The sequence below is a fragment of the Bacillus sp. FJAT-27445 genome (assembly GCF_001510665.1).
GTDB lineage: Bacteria > Bacillota > Bacilli > Bacillales > Cytobacillaceae > Bacillus_D.
In genome coordinates, this window is sequence record NZ_LMTI01000002.1 from 68851 (window position 1) to 84251 (window position 15401).

The following is a 15401-nucleotide window of genomic DNA, read 5'->3' on the forward strand; positions in this document are numbered from 1 at the left end:
CGGTGGCTAATTAATAAATCAAAAAGAGCACCTGGCTGACTTAGCCAGGTGCTCTTTTTGCGTATCATTTCTTCTTATTTTTAATAATATTTACAAGAAAATGCTTGTGCTGTTCATCCATGAGTTGACCTAATTGAATAAACGAATGAAATAGTGCCGGCCGGTCTAATAAAAACTTGACTCTATCCCCGCAATTAACTGGTTTTAAGAAGAGATTAGAAAATTCCGGCATTGAAGCCAAAGAAACAGGTTGCTCATTGCTCCAGAATAGTGCATGTAAAAATAGCCCTATTCCCCTTTTCATCTCCGACAATATGGATTCCCTTTTACGATTCCTAAAAGCACGGGCTATTTCCTCTTGCTGTACCTCCCATGCTTGATAAAGGAAAGAGACGGCCTGGCCAGGTTCATTCCATGGCCACTCTCCCTCAACCCCGAAATAATAGTTTTTTTCATGTAAAAACAAGACAATATTCTCTGTAATAAACGGAGGATTTATGACCAATTCACAAAAAAATGGGTGATCCAATTCAACAGGGATATGGCGCCCAGTATCTTGATTATTCATATTTATAGCTTCCCCTTCATCCTCTTTTTTCCCTCTCTGCATACTGAAAGGAGAGGGCAAGTTGGGCATTGGGGATTTTGTGCCTTGCAATGATACCTGCCAAAGAAAATCATTCGGTGGTGTGTAAGGGACCATTCGTCCATTGGCACTTTCTTCATCAATGTTTTTTCAACTTCAAGGACTGAATCCTTCCATCTGCAAATTCCAAGCCGTTTGCTTACCCGTTCAACATGTGTGTCAACGGCTATCGCTGGTACGCCGTAGGCAACGGAAACAACAACATTGGCTGTTTTCCGGCCCACTCCAGGCAGCTTTGTCAATTCATCCCTATCACGTGGTACTTCCCCTCCATATGATTCGATAAGCATGGAGCATAGTTTTTGAATATTTTTTGCTTTATTCCTGAATAAGCCTATCGACCGGATGTCATTTTGCAATTCTTCGAGCGGGACATCCAAATAATCCTGTGGAGTTTTGTATTTAGCAAATAAATTGCTGGTCACTTTATTTACTAATACATCCGTACATTGTGCGGAAAGGGCTACAGCTATGACTAATTCAAATGGATTCGAATGGGTTAGTTCACAATGGGCATCGGGAAACATCTCGCCCATCTCATCAAGGCAAAAACGAATTTGTTCTTTGTTCAACACAATTATTCACCTGCTCTTATCGTCTAGATTGATACGTTTTCTGCCAATTCACCATCTGGGCAAAGCAAAAACGAGAGAAGGTCTCTCTCGCTTTTAAAACCAGTATTATTGATCAAGCCAATTGTAAAACGGAACAGCTGCGACTGGCTGGTTTTGGCGGTCCAACGGACTAATCCTGGGCTGTTGGCGCTGCCGGAATTTCTGGCTTTGCGTTCGTGCCTGCTCAATGGTTTTAATACCGTTCTTTTTCCATTCAAAAAGTATCCGGTCAATATATCTAAAGTTAAGCTTTCCTGACATGACGGCTTCCCTAAGCGCAGTCTTGATAATTTGTGGTGCGTGCTTATCATCGTCCACCCACATTGCCAGAGTTTCACATTCAAACGGTGACAGCGGCCTGCCGAATTCCTTTTCAAAAACTGTGTACAGGTCCGCCTCCTCTGACTGCCTTCCGAGCTCTTTCTCGTTCTTTTGATTCAAGCTGAATTGGTCGATTAGCTTTTCCCATAGCGGGTCAAGAGAATATTTTTCAAAACGGATGCCATCCGGAGAATATTGATCAATTATTTCTATGTATCCTCTCTGTATCAATTTCCTTAATAAATCCGTGCACTCATTAATGGAAATTGTCATCCTGGAAGAAAGCTCTTCAGGTGTAGGAAAATTAATCCCTTTCTGGGCGTAGGCAAGTATGTTTAAAATAATGGCCAAATCATATTCTGTTAGTTTTAAGTTCCTGTATTCTGAGAATAGCAAGGAAGGTATAGTTACATTCCCCTCATTCATCCATGCAAGGATACCCGTCTTCATAATTCGACACCTCCCTTACAGTATATCATGAACAGGACTGTTCAAGTAAGGTATTCATTCAGACTACTTTTTGGGAATGGGGCGTTGAAACAAAAATCCAAATAAAGATTTATAGGAATAATGCCTATTTACTTGGTGGAATATATCTAGAAAAAACCCGCCAAATCGGCTTATTTGGCGGGTTTTTATGCTGTGTTATGGATACAGTCTGTTCAAGAGGCGCGGGAATGGAATTGTTTCCCGTACGTGTTCAACCCCACTAATCCAGGCGACCGTTCTTTCAAGCCCAAGGCCAAATCCTGAATGAGGAACGGAGCCATATTTCCTAAGTTCCAAATACCAGTTATAAGCCGGTTCAGGAAGCTTATGCTCTTCCAGGCGCTGTTTTAACAGGTCATAATCATGGATACGTTCAGAACCGCCAATGATCTCCCCATAACCTTCCGGAGCAATCATATCCGCGCACAAAACTACATCATCACGTTCTGGGTGCGGCTGCATGTAAAACGGCTTTAATCCTGTTGGATAATGGATGATGAAAATCGGCTTGTCATAGCTTTCCGCAATAGCGGTTTCATGGGGCGCCCCGAAGTCATCACCCCATTGGACGTCCTCGAACCCTTTCTCGTGAAGCAGTTTGAGTGCGTCATCGTACGTAATGCGAGGGAAAGGAGCTTTAATTTGTTCAAGCTTTGCCGTATCCCTGCCCAGAGTTTTAAGCTCAAGCTGGCAATTTTTCAAAACAGATTGAACGATATAGGACACGTACTCTTCCTGGACGACTAGGCTTTCTTCATGCCCCGTAAATGCCATTTCCGGCTCCATCATCCAGAACTCAATCAAATGGCGCCTAGTTTTGGATTTTTCCGCGCGGAAGGTCGGCCCGAATGAAAAGACCTTGCCAAGCGCCATAGCTGCCGCTTCCAAGTGAAGCTGGCCGCTTTGGGAAAGAAAAGCATCTTCTTCAAAATACTTTGTATGGAATAGCTCTGTTGTTCCTTCCGGAGCACTGCCAGTCAAAATTGGCGGATCCACCTTAACAAACCCGTTGTTATTAAAGAATTCATACGTTGAGCGGATGATTTCATTCCTGATTTTCATGACCGCATGCTGGCGTTTCGAACGTAGCCAAAGATGCCGGTTGTCCATCAGGAATTCAGTTCCGTGCTCTTTCGGGGTAATCGGGTAATCTGTGGCAAGCTGAATGACCTCAATCCCCTTGACGTTCATTTCGAAGCCAAATGGTGAGCGCTCATCCTTTTGGATTACGCCTGTTACGTAGAGAGAAGATTCCTGTGTTATCGTTTTGGCAGCCTGGAATATCTCTTCAGCCACCTCGTTCTTGACTACAACTCCCTGGATGAATCCGGTGCCATCCCTTAACTGAAGGAAAGCAATTTTACCGCTGGAACGTTTGTTGGCAAGCCAAGCCCCAATCCTTACTTCTTCTCCAACATATTTGTGTACCTCTGCAATCGTCGATTTAATCACTGTTTTTTCCCTCCAAAACTAGCAAGACAATTTCTATGTATCACCCTATTATACAATTGTAAAATTCCGCTAGCAAGGAAACTGGAAAACAGTTCCCTTGCCGTGTAGAATTATTTTTTTGTTCTTTCTTCAACAAACCTGTGGATTCGGCCAACCGCTTCTTCAAGATTTTCGAGTGAAGTTGCATACGATAGCCGGATATTCTCCATTGCGCCGAAGCCAGACCCTGGTACTACGGCCACTTTTGCTTCTTCCAGAAGCGCTTCGGAGAATTCATCTGCATCCTTAAAGCCGCATGCCTCGACAGCTTTTTGGACATTCGGAAATAGATAAAACGCGCCTTGTGGTCTTATACAGCTAAAGCCAGGAATGGAAACGAGCTTTGGAAAAATCGCCTCAAGCCTGCTCTCAAAAGCTCTCTTCATTTCCTCTACAGGCTCCTGTGTCCCCCTATATGCTTCGATTGTGGCATATTGTGAGGTTGTAGTCGGGTTGGACGTGCTATGGCTTGCCAAATTTGTCATCGCCTCGATGATTTCCTTCTTTCCTGCGGCATAGCCAATCCTCCACCCTGTCATCGAATGGGATTTCGAGACGCCATTCACCACGATGGTTTGCTCTTTTAATTCGGGTGAAATTTGGGCGATGGAAACGTGCTTTACTTCCCCATAAACAAGTTTTTCATAAATCTCATCAGAGACAATAAGGATATTATGCTTCAAGCAAATTTCACCTAAAGCTTTTAATTCTTCACGTGAATAAACCATTCCGGTCGGATTTCCCGGTGAATTTAAAATAACTGCCTTCGTCCGGTTTGTAATGGAGCTTTCGAGCTGTTCAGGAGAAATTTTAAACTGGCTGTCTTCCTTGCATTCAATGATGACTGGCTGACCATCGGCAAGCTTTACTTGCTCGGTATAGCTTACCCAGTACGGGGCGGGTATGATAACCTCATCCCCCTTATCCAGCAATACTTGAAATAGGGTATACAGAATATGCTTGGCGCCATTCCCAACGATAATTTCATTCAGAGCGTAATTTATTCCCTGATCCTTTGCGAATTTTTCCGCAATTGCTTTCTTCAAGTCCGGCAGGCCAGCAGAAGGGGTATATTTTGTGTGTCCTTCATCCATTGATTTCTTGGCTGCTTCGAGAATATGTTCTGGAGTGTTGTAGTCGGGTTCACCTGCTCCAAGTCCAATTATGTCATGCCCCTGGCTTTGCAGTTCCTTTGCTTTCGCTGTGATGGCAAGCGTTGGGGATGGGGACAATGCGAGCACCCTCTGGGCCAATTTTGTTTTCATGCTGTAACCTCCAAAGTACTTGATTAAAGATTCTCTATTAATTTGTACATTTCGCCTGAATCAAAATACACGTAATAGTAATTTAATAAACCGTTTCCAGTAGTATAATAAACCTCCCAAAATGGAACCTCTTTTTCCATACCCGGCCTTACAGATATGATTTCTTTCGGATGCTTTTCATTTTTGACCTTGCGGATTGCGTCATTTTTTGAAACACCCTTTTCGAGATTCCGAATGACAGCCTTCTTGCCCTTTTCCGGTATCCAAGCAATGACCTTCTCGCCATTATCGTTTACGCCTTCAACCACATAAACCGTTTCGTTGCCATTATATAAATAAAAATTGGTTGGATTCTTCAAATCTGTTTCTTCCCTTGCCAGACGGAAAGCTTTTTGTTCCGCGTCCCTGATAGGACTTGTTGCATTGGAGTAGATCCATCCGGCTATCCCTGTGAATAAGGCAAGGAACAGGATACTGAACAAAACAATTTTTTTCACTTCCTCGCCCCTTTACGTTCGATAAATCGTAAAAATAGCTTTGGAATCATCGCTGCGGTCAAGCGAAAGGCCGAACATTAAATCCCTGTCCTTCAGGCACCTGTTCAACGCATCCACAACCTTGTAAAGGTCTGGGCTATGTTCGATTTTTACTGTTGAGAGAATCTCAATTTTACTTTCCATGATACATCCTCCATCGTCTCCCCCGTGAATGTCCAATCCGGGAAGATTGTATTTACTAATTATATCAGTTAACGATTTGTTTGTTAAAAACCAAATTACCCCTTGATATGATTTCTACATTTAGCTAGGGCTATAGCCAACTCTCAATTTCCGTAACCACTTCATCAATGTCCGCCCTCTTGACGGCAACAGGCGGAATGGATTGCAGGAATTCCCTTCCGTACGAAGATTCCCCTAGCCGTTTATCAAAAACAACGATTACGCCTTTATCATTGCCCGTCCTGATTAACCGTCCAAAACCTTGCTTAAATCTGAGGACGGCTTCAGGAAGCGAATACTCCGAAAATGGCTTTCCTCCCCTTTTTTCAATCAATTCACACTTTGCTTTGGTAAGCGGCTCATCTGGAGGACTGAAAGGAAGCCGGACGACAATGAGACAGGACAGCCCTTCACCAGGGATATCAATTCCCTCCCAAAAACTGTTTGTCCCAAAAAGGACAGCCTTGTCATACTTCTGGAAGCTTCTTGTAAGCCTCGACCTGCTTCCGCCCGTAATACCTTGCGCAATCAAAGCATACTCTGAGAGAAGCCCGCTTTCCTTTACCAATTCATATGTCTTCCTGAGCATATCGTGCGAAGTAAATAAGACTAGGAGCCGTCCTTGTGCGGCATCGCAGATGGAGATAATCCTTCCGGCAATTTCCGTAATATATTCATTCTGCGGCACAGAGTTGATTTCAGGCAAATCGGTTGATATGAATAATTTCACGTTTTCCCTATAGTCAAATGGTGAGGGGATAGCAAGTAAATTAGCATAATCAGCATCGAGGCCCAGCCCTTCAAGAGTAAATCGGAAAGAATGATTAACAGTCAATGTTGCAGAAGTCAGAATTACTGATTTTTTTTCCAGGAAAAATCTTGTGGAAATTTCATTTGAAACCGAAACGGGCATTGATATGAGCCCCGTTGAATTTTGCGGAGCCCGAAGGTCGGCCTCTACCCATTTCACAAAGCCTTCTCCGCTGTTAAAAAAGCTTCCTATACCTCTTCTAAGTGTTTCAAGTTCCTCGATAAAAGCAATTAGGCTTCCGATAAAACCTAAAGACTCTTTAGTTTTTATTTCTTCCATCAGCCGCATAATTGAGGTTGTGGAAGAATGCAAATCCTTTAAACAAAACGAAAAACGGATGGCGGCATTTTTCAGCGCCTCCCATTCCCTTTTATTGTAATTTTCGCTAATTCTGGAGGTAATCCTTTTGGCTGTGCCTCGTTTTCCATCCCTAGAAGCATAGGCCACTGCCAGCTTAAAAAATTCGTCCATTTCATATATAGCCTCTGCAACCAGGCTGTTCAGTTTGGGCTGAGAAGGAACTTTCCCGCGGAGTGGATGCGATCCAATCACCTTCTCAGTTTTATAAAAAAGCTGGCGCTGTTCATAAAGGCCGAAATGCCCAAGAACGAGCCTTGCACCCAGATAATCAATCCTCACTCCTAAGTGCTTGGCTGCCGCCTTTTCGAAATGGTGCCCTTCATCAATGACAGCATAATCATACTCCGGTAATACTTTTCCACCGGCCTCAATGTCGGAAAGAATTAGCGCATGGTTCGTGATGATCAGGTCTGCCTGGGCTGCATTCTCTTTAGCTCTTCTGTAAAAATCAAATTCGTCCCAAGGACTGCTTCCAAAAGGATCGTCCTTCTCGTTCCGAATCGTATTCCAATAGAGAAGTCCCCCGCTTGATAGGTTCAATTCGTCCCTATCTCCATATTCCGTCCTCGTGAGCCAGACAAGAATCTGCATCTTCGCAAGGGTGGTGTCATAGTTGTCATTCTCATCTTCCAAACTTTTTGCAAACTTACGAATGGATATGTAATTGTTCCTCCCCTTTAGAAGGGCGGATTTCAATGAAAAAGGAATAATTTGCTCCAATTGGGGTATTTCCTTCGCCATAAGCTGTTCCTGAAGCTGAATCGTGTGTGTACTGATAATCACTTTTTTCCTATATCGTTTTGAGAAAAAAGCGGCAGGTAGTAAATAGCCAAGCGATTTCCCGATACCAGTCCCCGCTTCTATCAGCGCATGTGTACCGTTTTGGAAGGAATGGTACACCTCATCCATCATTTCATTTTGCCCAGACCTGCTTTCGAGCCTTGCTTCACATTTTGTAAACAATAGCTCCTTTTCGTCCATGCTGTATGGAAAGGTTATGGATTCAGAGATATCAGATTGGGCATTGTTGCAATAGTCTTGCTTTTTCAAGGCAATGCCGTTCACAAGAGCCAATGATTCAGGCATCTCCGCATCGGCGGTTTTTTGAAGGGCAATCTTGTTCAGCACCAGGTTCAGGTCACTTTTCAGACCCTCCGCCAACTGGGACAACTGAAAAAGAATCCTTTCTGGAAACTCCGCTATTTTTCTAAGGAATAAAAGGAATAATTCCGCAGTTACCAATGCGTCACTGTCCGCCTGGTGCGGGCGATCGTGGGTAAGCCCTTCCCTTTCAGCGAGGTCAGACAGCTTATAGCTATCAGCACCCGGCTCCATGAATCTCGCTAGTTCAACTGTGTCGATGACCGGACCTGAAAAAGCCTTTTCACCTGCCATGAGCAGTTCTTCCTGCAGAAAGCCCAGGTCGAAAAGGACATTATGGGCAACGAAGTAAGCATCGTCGAGGAGCGAGGATACCTTTCCCGAAATAGCCGAGAACAATGGGGCATCCTGGACATCGGAATCGCGAATTCCGGTCAATTCTTCTATAAAAGCGGGAATTGGCTGCAGAGGATTAACAAAGGAAGTAAAAACCTCGGTTATTTTGCCGCCCTCGATCACTACTGCGGCAAACTGAATAATCCTATCGCCTTTCTTTGGTGAGTTCCCTGTCGTTTCGAGATCGACTACAACAAATTTTTTAGCCATACTAAACACCCCAACTATTCTTTCAAACAAAACGGTAACATAAAAAACGAAAAATAAAAAGCGGGGTGAAAAACAACGTCTGCAACGGGAGCAAATAATAGCAGCTTCTTCATGGGGAGTGATGAATTCCTTATCCCTCCGGACTTCTAAAAAGAAAACTCCCTGGCAACGGGAGTTTTCAAATAGGAATCGAGCTTTTTACATAATCGTATTGGCAGGCTCAGCATGGAGAAGCTCGACAATTTGGTTGTATTCGTCCATTATCGCTACCTTTGGCTTATGCCCTGTCACTTTTTCTTCAGGAACAAGCACGTACGAAATGATTATGACAACATCGCCTTCCTGTACCAACCTAGCAGCCGCTCCGTTCAGGCAGACGACTCCGCTTCCCCGTTCACCGGGTATAATATAGGTTTCAAGCCTCGCTCCGTTATTATTGTTGACGATTTGCACCTTTTCATTAGCAACCATCCCGACTGCATCAAGTAGATCCTCATCAATCGTGATGCTGCCGACATAATTCAGGTTGGCTTCAGTCACACGCGCGCGGTGAATTTTTCCGTTCATCATGGTGCGGAACATTTTTCTCTCCTCCATATCCCGGCTATAGCAGCATTACACTCAGCGTTAGGGATTTAACGTAAAAATCATATTGTCAATTAGCCTTGCCCCCGAAAAGCGGACAGCAAGAGCAATGATGAATTGTCCTTCCAGCGTTTCGATCGGCTTCAATTCAGGGTAGCTGTATAGTTCGATATAATCAATTTTCCCGCTGGTCTGGTTTTCAATTATTGATTTCATATTTTCAATAATGGCTCCGGGATTCCTTTTCCCACTTTCTATCGCTGCCCGGGCAGACCGGAGGCTTAAATATAGTGAAGAAGCTTCTTTCCGTTCTTCCGGTGTCAGAAAAACATTCCTTGAGCTTTTCGCCAGCCCGTCTTCCTCCCTGACAGTTTCAACAGCCACTAGTTTGACCGGTATATTCAAATCCCTGATCAGCCCTTCAACGACAGCAACCTGCTGGGCGTCCTTTTGCCCAAAGTAGGCTCTGTCCGGCATGACGATATTAAAGAGCTTTGACAGCACTGTTGCGACTCCGTCAAAATGTCCGGGCCTCGATTTTCCGCAAAGGACATCCGTTCTATCCTGGACGGTTATTTTTACTGAAGGAGCCGCAGGATACATTTCCGAAACGGAAGGCGTGAAAATATAATCTGCCCCCGCCTGCTCGGCGAGCCTCCTGTCATGGCCTAAATCCCTTGGATAGGAATCAAAATCCTCGTTTGGGCCAAATTGGAGCGGATTGACGAAAATGCTGACTACGACTACATCATTTTCCTTCCTGGCTTTTTGAATCAATGCCAGGTGGCCTTCATGGAGGTATCCCATTGTAGGGACGAAGCCAATTGATTGCCCGTTCCTTTTATGCGCACTTAATTCCTCGCGCAATTCCTTTATGCCTTCGACCAGTTTCATTCCTTCACACCATAAAGGGCCTGGAGCTCTTCTTCCTTCATAGTAAAAGAATGGATTTTTTCTGGGAAAATTCCGGTTTTCACTTCTGAAATATATTGTCCGATCATTTCTGTAATATTGACGCTTACTTGTCCGTATTGCTTGACGAATTTAGGAACCTTTCCGGATCCATAGCCCACCAGGTCGTGATAAACAAGAACTTGTCCATCCACTCCTGAGCCTGCACCTATGCCGATGACAGGTATGGACAGCTTCCGGGATACCTGCGCAGCCAGCTGCTTTGGCACACACTCTAGCACGACGGCAAACGCGCCCGCTTCCTCGCAAAGCCGGGCATCTTCAATTAACTTAATAGCCGCCTCGGCATCTTTACCCTGGACTTTGTATCCGCCAAGCACGCCAACGGATTGGGGTGTAAGACCAAGGTGTGCGACGACAGGTACGCCTGCAGTAGTGAGGGCCTTTATTTTGCCCAGTACCTCATCGGCGCCTTCAAGCTTTACGGCGTGGGCTCCGGTCTCCTGGATAATCCTAGCCGCATTAACCAACGTTTCTCCAGTGGAAACATGGTAGCTCATGAAAGGCATATCGACAACCACGAAAGTATCGGGAGCTCCCCTCCGTACTGCCTTCGCATGATGGACCATGTCGTTTACTGTAACAGGCACCGTTGTTTCATAACCAAGGACAACCATGCCAAGGGAATCACCGACCAGGATCATGTCAACCCCAGCTTGTTCCGCTGTTTTGGCCGAAGGATAGTCATATGCGGTCAGCATAGCTATCTTTTCTCCAGCCTCTTTCATTTTTAAAAAATCCGTTGTTTGCTTCATCAAATATCCTCCTTTTGATCGGAAGAGGGTAACGGGTAAGCCGACAGCATAAAAAAAGATCCAGCTGAAGGCAGAGGATCCCGTACGAAAAGTATGATTTATCCCTCTGTCCCGGTCCATTACGGATCTAGGCAGAAACCATTTTAAATTGTCCTTGCAAATGGTGCAGTTCACCTGGATACCGCCCAATCGAATTATAGCAAAAAACCCCTTTCCATTGCCAATATAAAATTTAGGAAAGGGGAAAATCTATATCTGCAGAATAAATCTGATGGATCCTGCCGCTTACGTCTTCAAGCTGCAGTACCCCCTCATTCGTAATCCCTAGCGCCTTCCCCTCAATTACACCGCTGTAGGTCCTTGCCCTGACCCGGGAACCCATTCCCTGCGCGTAGCTTTCCCATAACAGCTTGATTGGATAAAAACCTTTTTCGAGGAAAATGAGATAAAGCTTTTCGAACTGTGAGCAAAATTCGCGAATAATCATAGATCGCCGTGCTTCCTGGCCTGTCTCCAAGGCGATTGAAGTGGCAATTCCCTGAAGTTCTCCGGGGAAGTCCTCGTTCTTTTGGTTTACATTCACACCAATGCCAATGATAACCGAATGGATCCGATCTGATTCGGCCTGCATCTCGGTAAGAATGCCAGTGATTTTTTTTCCATTTACAAGGATATCATTCGGCCATTTAATCGCCACTGATATGCCTGATGCCTCTTCGATCGCCCGAGCGACTGCTACCGCTGTAAGGAGAGTAAGCTGCGGGGCCCGTTGCGGCGGAATATCCGGCCGGAGGAGCAGACTCATCCAAATGCCTGAACCTTTCGGGGAATGCCATTTTCGGTCCATCCGCCCTCTGCCTGAAGTTTGCTCATCGGCTACAACGAGCGTGCCTTCAGGTGCGTCGGCTGCTGAAAGGGCCAGCGCAAGCTTCTGAGTGGAATCAACCGTTTCCCGATAATGAATCGTTTGTCCGATAAACCTGGATTTAAGGCCGAGCCTGATTTCATCCGCTGTTAAAGCCAATGGAGTATTGGAAATCCGGTAGCCTTTCCTTTTAACAGCTTCAATCGTGAAGCCTTCCGAGCGAAGCCCTTCGATATGCTTCCAGACGGCAGTCCTGGAGCAGCCGATCATAGCGGCAAGAGCCTGTCCTGATAAAAAACGATCACCCGCATTCGTGAAAGCGTCCAGGAGCTTTTTCCTTATGTCCGATTGCATTTCGCCAGCCACTCCTTAATTTCCTCTTTATCATTCTCGAGACGGCCTTCAAGAACCATTTTTTCAACAGCCACTAGTGTTTCTTTTACCCAAGGGCCGCCGCTCTTGCCTTCCCAGCGGATAATGTCCCCTCCCATCACCGCCAGCTCCCTTCTGTCTTTGATGGGAAGCCGGTTGTAGGTGCCAAGCCATCTTTCCATGGTTTCTTTGTTTGCATTGCCACCAGCGGCCTGTACAAGCGCCTCTGTCGATACAATTGCCTCTTCTCCGGCCTCATACAGGGTGAGTAAATCCCAATCTCCGGCTAACCTCATTTTCATGCATTGAAGCAGTTTAAGAACCCAGCTAAGCTGTTTGACAGAAAACCTCCATGAGCGTAAAAAAAGTTCGGCTTCTTTTTTGTCCAGTTCAAGGCAATATAACAGAAGCGCCCACATTTCATCGATGCCAAGCAGGCTGGAATCCAAGGTAAGATACTTTTCCAGTTCGGCCTTTCTCCCAATTAAGCCGGGAAGAAATTCGAGCATACCTGTAGCAACTAGGATTTCAAGGCCGGATTTTCTTTCCTTTCCTCCGAGCAGCTTTTCAAATTCCGCCTTTTTTCGTTCAATTGCAATATGCCGGAGCAAACCGGCAGACTCTTTCAGGGAGGATAATGTTCCATTTTCGATTGTGAATCCAAGCTGGCTCACAAATCTTGCCGCCCTCATCATCCTGAGTGCGTCTTCCCCAAATCGTTCAGCGGGGGCGCCAACCGTTCTGATCTGCTTCCGACTAATATCGGCTCTTCCCCCAAAGGGATCTACCAATTCCCCGTTCCTATCCATCGCCATGGCATTTATAGTGAAGTCACGGCGCTTTAAATCTTCATGGAGAGATGAAACAAACTCGACCCGTTCTGGCCTTCTAAAGTCCGTGTATCCCGACTCCGTCCTAAAAGTAGTGACCTCATAAGAATTCCCCTTTACAAGGACAAGGACTGTTCCATGCTCGATTCCAACATCCACTGTCTTTCTAAAAATCTCTTTAATCTCTTCCGGGCGGGCGGAAGTGGCGATATCGATATCGCCTATCGCTCTTGATAAAATCCGGTCCCTGACTGATCCGCCGACAAAATAAGCTTCATGTCCCGCTGCATGGATTGCATCCAGGACAGGAAGCGCATCGTAAAAAGGCTTCTCCACGGCTTTCACCCTATTCCAAGAGTTTATAATAAAGGCTTTCGTATTGGCAGACAATCTTGTCCGCATTGAATCGGTCTTTTACCTCATTTGACGCTCGCGCGGAAAATTCCCTATGAAGCTCCTCATCTGAAAGGAGGGATATGGCTTTCGAGGATATCGCGTCAATATCCCCAAGCTGGCAAATGTACCCGTTCTCCCCATTGGTAATTACTTCGGGAATCCCGCCAATGCAAGTACCAATGCAAGGGACTCCGCACGCCATCGCCTCGAGGGCCACTAAACCAAAACTCTCCTTTTCGGAAAGAAGGAGCATCAGGTCGCTGATTGAGTAGAGTTCTTCTACATTATCCTGCTTCCCAAGGAACAAGACTTTATTCTTTAAGCCAAGATCGTTGACAAGCTTGGCAACACTCCTCATATCAGGTCCATCGCCGACAAGCAGCAGCTTTGCCGGCATCGCAGAGGAAATGCGTGCAAACGTCCTAATTACGTCGGGAACCCGCTTTACTGGCCTGAAGTTGGAAACATGAATAACAACCTTTTCCATTTCCTTTATCCCAAGCTTTTCTTTCAGGTCTGATTCACCATTCCTTAAATAAATTCTTTCGTCAATAAAATTATAAACTGTTTCAATTTTTTTATCGGGATTAAGGAGCTCCAATGTCTCCTTGGAAAGCGAATTTGAAACCGCGGTTACGATATCGGATTTTTCAATACCGAATTTTATCGCATCCGAAAGGGACGCGTCATGCCCTAGTACAGTGATATCCGTACCATGGAGAGTGGTGATGATTTTCAAATTCCTGCCGCTCATTTCCCGGGCCAAAATGGCGCAAACAGCATGGGGAATAGCGTAATGGACATGGAGCAGGTCCAGGCATTCCTGATTTGCAACTTCAGCCATTTTGCTTGCCAGTGCGATATCATAGGGAGGGTATTGGAAAACCGAATACTGATTCACCTCTACCTGATGATAATGGATGTTATGGTACATCCGTTTGAGCCTGAAGGGCATGCTGGAAGTGATAAAATGGATTTCATGGCCCTTTTCCGCAAGCAGCTTCCCTAGTTCGGTGGCGATGACTCCCGAGCCGCCAACTGATGGGTAGCAGGTAATTCCAATTTTAAGCTTTTTCATCATTAAATTTCTCCCATCAAATCCAGGTCAAGCAACAGGGGCGCCCCGGCTATATACCCTTCAGCAAACCGGACTCCGGCTTGCTTTCCGAAAAGGCTCTCCCTTGCTTCAATGGACTCGATGTATCCATTTACAAGCGGGGTGTCGAAACTGTCCGCACTTTTGACGAACTGGCTTTTATATGAATTTAAAGCATCCTTTTTCTTTTCCATATAATTCGATATGTCGATAAAAAAATCAGGGGTGTGAAAACCATTAATCATGTAATAATGCGTTTTTTCCACCTTATGGGAGGGAAAGCTGGTTCCATCATAAAATTTTCTGATGCCTGCGGAAAAAACAGCCTCCCTGACCAGGCGGGCGCAGTTCCCGTGATCAGGATGCCGATCCTCCTCGTACGGAGCAAAAATTATCCTTGGCCGGTACTGCCTTATTACCGAGACAATCTTCTTTATGTATTCTTGTTCAATTAACAGCCCCCTGTCAGGCAGGCCGAGTGTAATCCGCTCCGCTCCAAGTATGGCCGCTGAGCTTTCTGCTTCCTGTTTCCTCGTTTCTACATCTCCATTTGAGGATAGTTCTGCCTGGGTCAAATCACAAATGACTATTCTTTTACCCTTGGCGGAAAATTTGGCGATTGCTCCCCCCATTCCAATTTCAACATCATCGGAATGTGCACCGAAGGCAAGGATATCCGTCTGTTCATTCGCTTCCATCATTGTCTGATTCCCTCGCAATCGTTCTCCAATCCAGGTGGCCCTCCTCAATTCCCTTTATCAGAATTTCAGCCGTCCCCATATTAGTAGCCAATGGGATGGAGTATACGTCGCACAGGCGCAGCAATGCGCTGACATCAGGTTCATGCGGCTGGGCTGTCAGCGGGTCACGGAAAAAGAAAATAGAATCCATTTTATTTTTCGCGACCATTGCGCCGATTTCCTGGTCGCCACCAAGCGGGCCGGATTGAAAACGGTAAATCTCAAGCCCGGTTGCTTCGGATATTCTCTTACCCGTTGTTCCTGTCGCAAATAAGGTGTGTTCGGCAAAAATATCCTTGTATGCCACGGTAAACTGCACAAGGTCGTCTTTCTTTTTGTCATGGGCGATCAAAGCAATATTCACAGT

At 45.5% G+C, this 15401-nt stretch carries 16 protein-coding genes; all 16 read right to left on the reverse strand.

The annotated features are described in order from the left end of the window. Nucleotides 1-64: 64 nt before the first annotated feature. The 16 genes from AR337_RS04950 to mgsA all read right to left on the reverse strand — a co-directional run bounded on the left by AR337_RS04950 (nucleotide 65) and on the right by mgsA (nucleotide 15398). On the reverse strand, nucleotides 65-658 hold the full coding sequence (locus AR337_RS04950; RefSeq protein ID WP_156424318.1) for a YpoC family protein: 594 nt from the start codon (nucleotides 656-658) through the stop codon (nucleotides 65-67). Then, nucleotides 571-1221 carry an endonuclease III gene (gene nth, locus AR337_RS04955; RefSeq protein WP_059170929.1) on the reverse strand — a complete coding sequence of 217 codons (651 nt, stop codon included), beginning with the start codon at nucleotides 1219-1221 and terminating at the stop codon, nucleotides 571-573. The genes AR337_RS04950 and nth overlap by 88 nt, the downstream gene beginning before the upstream one ends. 105 nt (nucleotides 1222-1326) lie before the next feature. Further along, a complete protein-coding gene (locus AR337_RS04960) occupies nucleotides 1327-2031 on the reverse strand; it encodes a DnaD domain-containing protein (protein WP_059170930.1) in 705 nt (234 codons plus the stop codon). Between the two features lie 195 nt (nucleotides 2032-2226). Next, nucleotides 2227-3519 carry an asparagine--tRNA ligase gene (gene asnS / locus AR337_RS04965; RefSeq protein WP_156424344.1) on the reverse strand — a complete coding sequence of 431 codons (1293 nt, stop codon included), beginning with the start codon at nucleotides 3517-3519 and terminating at the stop codon, nucleotides 2227-2229. A 113-nt stretch (nucleotides 3520-3632) separates the two neighbouring features. Continuing rightward, on the reverse strand, nucleotides 3633-4826 hold the full coding sequence (locus AR337_RS04970; protein ID WP_059170932.1) for a pyridoxal phosphate-dependent aminotransferase: 1194 nt from the start codon (nucleotides 4824-4826) through the stop codon (nucleotides 3633-3635). 23 nt (nucleotides 4827-4849) lie between these two features. After that, the gene (locus tag AR337_RS04975; RefSeq protein ID WP_059170933.1) at nucleotides 4850-5323 is read right to left on the reverse strand and encodes a DUF5590 domain-containing protein; all 474 of its coding nucleotides are present in this window, start codon (nucleotides 5321-5323) and stop codon (nucleotides 4850-4852) included. A 12-nt stretch (nucleotides 5324-5335) separates the two neighbouring features. Next, a complete protein-coding gene (locus AR337_RS22605; protein WP_082686856.1) occupies nucleotides 5336-5506 on the reverse strand; it encodes a YpmA family protein in 171 nt (56 codons plus the stop codon). A gap of 130 nt (nucleotides 5507-5636) precedes the next feature. Next, nucleotides 5637-8423 (reverse strand): ATP-dependent DNA helicase DinG, encoded by a 2787-nt coding sequence (gene dinG, locus AR337_RS04980; RefSeq protein ID WP_059170934.1) that lies wholly within the window; start codon nucleotides 8421-8423, stop codon nucleotides 5637-5639. A gap of 198 nt (nucleotides 8424-8621) precedes the next feature. Then, entirely contained in the window at nucleotides 8622-9005 is a 384-nt protein-coding gene (panD, locus tag AR337_RS04985; RefSeq protein ID WP_059170935.1) for an aspartate 1-decarboxylase, read from the reverse strand. 45 nt (nucleotides 9006-9050) lie between these two features. Beyond that, the gene (gene panC, locus AR337_RS04990) at nucleotides 9051-9902 is read right to left on the reverse strand and encodes a pantoate--beta-alanine ligase (RefSeq protein WP_059170936.1); all 852 of its coding nucleotides are present in this window, start codon (nucleotides 9900-9902) and stop codon (nucleotides 9051-9053) included. Next, nucleotides 9899-10735 carry a 3-methyl-2-oxobutanoate hydroxymethyltransferase gene (gene panB, locus AR337_RS04995; RefSeq protein ID WP_059170937.1) on the reverse strand — a complete coding sequence of 279 codons (837 nt, stop codon included), beginning with the start codon at nucleotides 10733-10735 and terminating at the stop codon, nucleotides 9899-9901. Before panB ends, panC begins: the two co-directional genes overlap by 4 nt. A 232-nt stretch (nucleotides 10736-10967) precedes the next feature. Then, nucleotides 10968-11954, reverse strand: coding sequence for a biotin--[acetyl-CoA-carboxylase] ligase (locus tag AR337_RS05000; protein WP_082686857.1), 987 nt, complete (start codon nucleotides 11952-11954; stop codon nucleotides 10968-10970). Further along, complete coding sequence (locus tag AR337_RS05005) at nucleotides 11939-13138, reverse strand: CCA tRNA nucleotidyltransferase (protein ID WP_059170939.1); 1200 nt, start codon at nucleotides 13136-13138, stop codon at nucleotides 11939-11941. Before AR337_RS05005 ends, AR337_RS05000 begins: the two co-directional genes overlap by 16 nt. Before the next feature lie 10 nt (nucleotides 13139-13148). Further along, a complete protein-coding gene (gene bshA / locus AR337_RS05010) occupies nucleotides 13149-14279 on the reverse strand; it encodes an N-acetyl-alpha-D-glucosaminyl L-malate synthase BshA (protein WP_059170940.1) in 1131 nt (376 codons plus the stop codon). Continuing rightward, nucleotides 14279-14992 carry a bacillithiol biosynthesis deacetylase BshB1 gene (gene bshB1 / locus AR337_RS05015; protein WP_059171548.1) on the reverse strand — a complete coding sequence of 238 codons (714 nt, stop codon included), beginning with the start codon at nucleotides 14990-14992 and terminating at the stop codon, nucleotides 14279-14281. Before bshB1 ends, bshA begins: the two co-directional genes overlap by 1 nt. Next, the gene (gene mgsA / locus AR337_RS05020; protein WP_059170941.1) at nucleotides 14979-15398 is read right to left on the reverse strand and encodes a methylglyoxal synthase; all 420 of its coding nucleotides are present in this window, start codon (nucleotides 15396-15398) and stop codon (nucleotides 14979-14981) included. The genes bshB1 and mgsA overlap by 14 nt, the downstream gene beginning before the upstream one ends. Nucleotides 15399-15401 lie beyond the last annotated feature (3 nt).